Origin of the sequence: Pelotomaculum sp. PtaB.Bin117, from assembly GCF_002067195.1 — a bacterium.
Taxonomy (GTDB): domain Bacteria; phylum Bacillota; class Desulfotomaculia; order Desulfotomaculales; family Pelotomaculaceae; genus Pelotomaculum_D; species Pelotomaculum_D terephthalicicum.
On the sequence record NZ_MVQM01000022.1, the window covers coordinates 1 to 5132 of the forward strand.

Annotated in this window: 2 protein-coding genes; both read right to left on the minus strand. The window is 50.9% G+C overall.

Going from position 1 to position 5132, the window contains the following annotated elements:
- Nucleotides 1-539: 539 nt before the first annotated feature.
- Nucleotides 540-3209: a rifamycin-inactivating phosphotransferase gene (rph, locus tag A4E54_RS00690; RefSeq protein ID WP_240085035.1), complete on the minus strand. Its 2670-nt coding sequence runs from the start codon at nucleotides 3207-3209 to the stop codon at nucleotides 540-542.
- A gap of 527 nt (nucleotides 3210-3736) precedes the next feature.
- Nucleotides 3737-4915, minus strand: a complete 1179-nt coding sequence (locus tag A4E54_RS00695) for an MFS transporter (RefSeq protein WP_240085037.1) — start codon at nucleotides 4913-4915, stop codon at nucleotides 3737-3739.
- Nucleotides 4916-5132 lie beyond the last annotated feature (217 nt).

Genomic DNA, 5132 nt, shown 5'->3' on the forward strand with positions numbered 1-5132 from the left:
CTGGCATGCCAGAATTTCCAGTTGCTTTATTCCAGATTTAATGATTCCTCCCATCTAATGCCGAGAGCCTATTAAGGGGACCTTTCCTAATTGGGGAATTCCATCGGGTACATTCCTCATCAATATAGGAATACTCAATATAGAGGTGTGTCCCCATCTACTAATATTAACGATTAAGTTATACTAAATGCTACATGAAAATCCTGGTAAATGGGGGTCAGGCTTTACTTTGTGCAATTCTAGAATTGCACAAAGTAAAGCCTGACCCTTAGCCGGTTCGTTCAGCCCACCGTTGGCTTCCATAATATTATAGGCTCCTTTGATAGTTACCGGCACAATGGGTACCCTCCGCCTAAAGGTACCCCCGCCTAAGTAGCAAGTTTGAAACTACCAAACTTAAATACACCTAATTGATCTCCGCAGCTTCTAGTACCTTCAGGGGAAATTACCTAAGAATAACCATGAGGACTAAATGTAGTTGAAAGGCCTTTCTAATAATGATAGCTCATTCCCACAATAATGCCCTCAGCTGTCCAATGTCAAGGGCTGACCCCAATAGACTCAAGAATCTCGACAAACCCCTGCGTACCGTCCACGCGTATCTTTTGGCCATCCTGGATTTTGCGAGTCGCGTTATCCACCCCTACTACCGCGGGGATACCGTATTCCCGGGCCACAACCGCGCCGTGGGTCATCAGGCCGCCGACTTCCGTGACCAGGCCAGCCGCAAGCGGGAATAACGGCGTCCAGGCCGGATCGGTATAGGGCGCCACCAATATATCTCCTTTATCCATTTTAGCTTCTGCCAGCTTCAACACGACCCGGGCGCGGCCTTCTACCGTTCCGGCCGACACCGGGCTGCCGGCCAGCGCGTTTGGCGGAACGTGGACACCAGGCTTGGCGGTAATGATTTCTCCTTCGCTGGTTATGGCGCGGGGCGGTGTCAACTGCTGATCACGCTGGAATTTTTCCTTGCGCATGGCGATAATATCATGGTTTACACGCCGTGTTTCAATTATGTCTTTGATTTCCTGCAAGGAGAACCAAAAGATATCATCCGGACGCTCCAGAATTCCGCCCGCGGCCAGTGTGTCCGCCTCCTGTAAAATTGCCTGTTTGATTATATCGAAATTTTGCACGATGAAATATTTCGGATGTTCCCTCATCCCGATCAACGAACGGTGAACCTTGATTAAACGCCGCATGATCCTTGCCTTAAGAGAGCCCATGGACTTTTGACGCAGGCGCTCCAGCAACCTGCGGGCGCCGATTTCGGCCTCCTCCTTGCCGGCCTGGAAATCGAGGCGGTGCCGCCCGGGTCTGACCCCTCCAATGTGACTCAAAATAGCGGGAACCAGCTGGGTCGGGGCCTCACGCCAGCGCGGCCGGGTCAAGTCGATTTCCCCCGTCCCCCGCATCCCGTATCGCTCAAAGTAATTCAAGAAAACAGGCAGAACATCTTCACCGCCGGGAACAGACCTCAAGTCCTCCCAAAAGGTCTTATCCGCCGCGTGCTCCAGGTATTCAATCACTGCCGGGTGATTGCGCACGGCGTCGGCAACATCCCCCAGCGCCAACCCCATTTCGGTTGTCACATTACCCGGCGGGGATTTACTGATACTGCCCAACTCGGCCGTGTCCCCCAGCCACTTTTTGGACAGGCTCTCGATTAGCTTGTAAGTGCCTATCGCCGCGGGGAAATATTGAACTATCCTCATAAAAATCATTGACAACATGCCGTGCAATATTTCCTGAATCATTGCAATTCTATCCGAGCCTGACACTTCCTGCAGTCTTTTTCTGTTTTCCCTGACTTGCTTGTCGATAAACTGGTTCAACTGAGCAATGGCATGTTTATTATCACGGTACAAGATATTTTTCAGGACGTTGAAAGCCGTCGGGAAAGCCTTTATAACCAGGGCGAATTCCAATCTTTTGCCCGGCTGTTCATTTGCCTGGAATTCCTCTCTATCCATGAAGTCCTGTACCGCCCGGCTGATTAATTCATCAATATTAAGCAATATTACAGGCAGCAGTTTTCTCAACTGTGGATATTCAAGCAACCGGGTGACAACGTCGGAATACAATCTGCCGCCCGCTTCCACCAGAAGATCGCTCTCCGCCCGCGGCGAGCTTTTGCCCAGCGGCAGAAAAGTCCTCAACACCGATATGCCAAGGGGCTTTATGACCTCGGTCATCATTTGCACGTGACCGAACGACACGAAAAGGTGAAGCTGCTCATCGGCGACTGCGGGAACGGGATAAAGGGTTGTAATAGGCCGGCTCTGCACAATGAATATTTCGTTGTCAGCGAGGCACCACTCTATATCCTGCGGGCTGCCGAAGTGTTTTTCAATGCTTCGCCCCATCCGGGCCAGCCTGACCGCGTCTTCGTCCGGCAAAGCCTGGGTTGTTTGCCTCTCTTCCGCAATTTCCACTTTGGCCGTGCCGCCCTCGGGTTTGGCATAAATAGCGATCTCTTTCCCGGCAATTTGCTTATTGATCAATTTATCTGCTTTTACTTGGTATAAATCGGCGGAAACAATGCCTGAAACCAATGCTTCGCCCAAACCGAAACTCGCGTCGATGGACACGATCTTCCGGTTGCCGCTTACCGGATCGGCCGTAAACATGATCCCCGACACTTCGGGAAAGACCATCCGCTGCACGACAACGGAAAGCAATACTTTATCATGGGCAAAACCATTCTTCCGGCGATAAGCGATAGCCCGGTCGGTAAACAAGGACGCCCAGCATTTCCGGACGCAGTCAAGGATGTTATGCTCGCCTTTAATATTCAAGAAAGTGTCCTGCTGCCCGGCGAACGACGCTCCCGGCAGATCTTCCGCAGTCGCGCTGGAGCGAATGGCGTAAGCGTATTGACTGCCGGTCATACGCCAGGCCCGGCCGATTTCCTGTCGGATGGCAACAGGAATGTCCAGGTTTTCCAGGTGGGCGCGCAGGCGTTCTCCTGCTGCCTTTAGCTCTTCAAAGGATTCAATATCGATTAATTCCAAGGCTTTAAGCAACTCGGCAAACTCCTTGCTCTTATGCACGAAATCCTGGTAAGCCCTCGTGCTAACGCAAAAACCCGCCGGCACGGCAATCCCGGGAATATGGCACAACTCACCCAGATTTGCTCCTTTGCCCCCTACCCTAGCCAGACTGGATCTATTTATTTCGTTGAAATATAACACGTACTCACTCATGTCAGATACCCCTTTGCTTAATTCAAAACACCGCTTTTATTTTCAATATATTACGTTTTGCATTTTTCCGCACCACAGTGCCGCCTTTCTTTATAAAGGTTAACGCTGATGATAAAAGTCCAAGATAATCAATCAATTCTTTTAGTGTTTCCAGAAATTTTGCGTTCATTAAATTAACGATCTGATTTCCCCTAGCTGTCGGTTTAAACGATGACAACGTATCGCCGAACCCGCCAAACGTTCCACATAACGCTCTCCTCCAGGGAGCTTATCATATGCGTGACGCCGGCCGGAGTAATTTGCGCCGTGTGCGGGGGACTACCTTAGCTTTCATATCGCTAATAACAGGCGATAATAAAGTAAAAAAGCCGGTTTCCCAGCGTTTACATGGAAACCGGCCTTATGCAAAACTTTACCCATCTTTTATCGTTCTTGCCTGGCTGCAAAACGAGGGTTTTGCTCACTTGCCCGTCCCAGCGACAATACCGTCTACAATCAGGAACTTTCCGGGCCTGATTATAATCTTATTAACTGCTCGCTGAAAGAGAAGCGGACAAATCCTTACCTTTTATACTCAGACCGAACAACCCGGCCAGGAGAGGCAGCCAGATGAGCATGTGGATAGTGTAAACAATGCCTACGTGCTCCGCCAACAGCCCCACCAGGCCGACCCCCAGGCCACCCATACCGATACCGAAGCCAAGTATCAGTCCCGCCGCCATGGCGGCGTTTTTACTGATGACTTCCTGGGTAACCACGATTGTCACCGAAAAAGACGCCAGCAGGCAGGCGCCGGCCAAGGCCAGGAACAGATAACTGATCGGGCCGCTTGCCCCGAGGAATAAGTAAAACAACGGGCTGGCCGTGACCAGGGACCCGACAATGACGGCCTTCCTACCGATAAGATCGGAGAGATATCCGCCTACCAGGCCTCCCACTGCTCCTGAGAACAACATCAGAAACAGAAGACGGCTGCCGGCCAGGAGAGAAATATTCTCATGCTGAAGATAAAGGGGGAGGAACGATACCAGGCCGAAGTAAGCCAGGGAACGACAGGTAACCACCAGCATGACTTTGGTCAACTCGGCCCAAGCGGCGCGAAGAACCGGCCACAGCGGGGGCGGAGCAGCCTTTGCGCCTGCCGGTACGCTGGGCGCGGTGAACCAGAGCAGGACAGCCACCAGCACTCCGGGCAGGGCAAATAGCGGAGTCAGCTTTAAACCGTACATCTGAGTAAAGGGAACCACCATCAGCGGAGTCAGTGCCCACCCGATGTTTCCGGCCGCCATAAAAACAGCCTGATAAAAACCTTTTCTATCTCCGCTTACTGCGGCGACCATAGCCGAGGCCTGCGGGTGAAACGCCGCCGTGCCCAGGCCGGCCAGAGTCACGGTGAGCACCAGGAGCGGATAGTTTTGCAGCACGCCCACCAAGCTGATCAGCACGGCCATCCAAAGTGTGCCCGCATAAACCATCCAGCGCTGATTTTTCTGGTCCACCAGGTAGCCGGAAAACGGCTGAAGTAATGAAGAAGTAACCGTAAAGGCGGAAACAAGAAAAGCCCCCCGGCTTATTCCAAGTCCGGCGGCCACCATGAAAGGCAACAATGTTTGAATGTAGTTCATGTACCAGTCGTTAAAAAGGTGAGCCGCGGCGATAGCTAGTATCTTCCCCTTGCCGGGCGGCTTAGCTGTCAATATAATCATTCCCTCGCAATACACATACACATAAAGCTACATTATTATAATAACAACCTTTTAATTAGGTCAAGGGGGGGGGTATAAATACCGTTTTAAGCAATTAAAATTACATTATAGAATAATTAACAATATTTAGTAACAACCCCGAACCGTATTGAATATTATTTACTATAAATAAAGAGCCGGTAAATAATGCAAAGCCTTGACAATACTATATTTACTG

What these genes read in the sequence shown, in the direction of transcription:
- rph (WP_240085035.1), bottom strand. Translation starts at nt 3,209, where the DNA reads ATGAGTGAGTACGTGTTATATTTCAACGAAATAAATAGATCCAGTCTG.
- A4E54_RS00695 (WP_240085037.1), bottom strand. Translation starts at nt 4,915, where the DNA reads ATGATTATATTGACAGCTAAGCCGCCCGGCAAGGGGAAGATACTAGCT.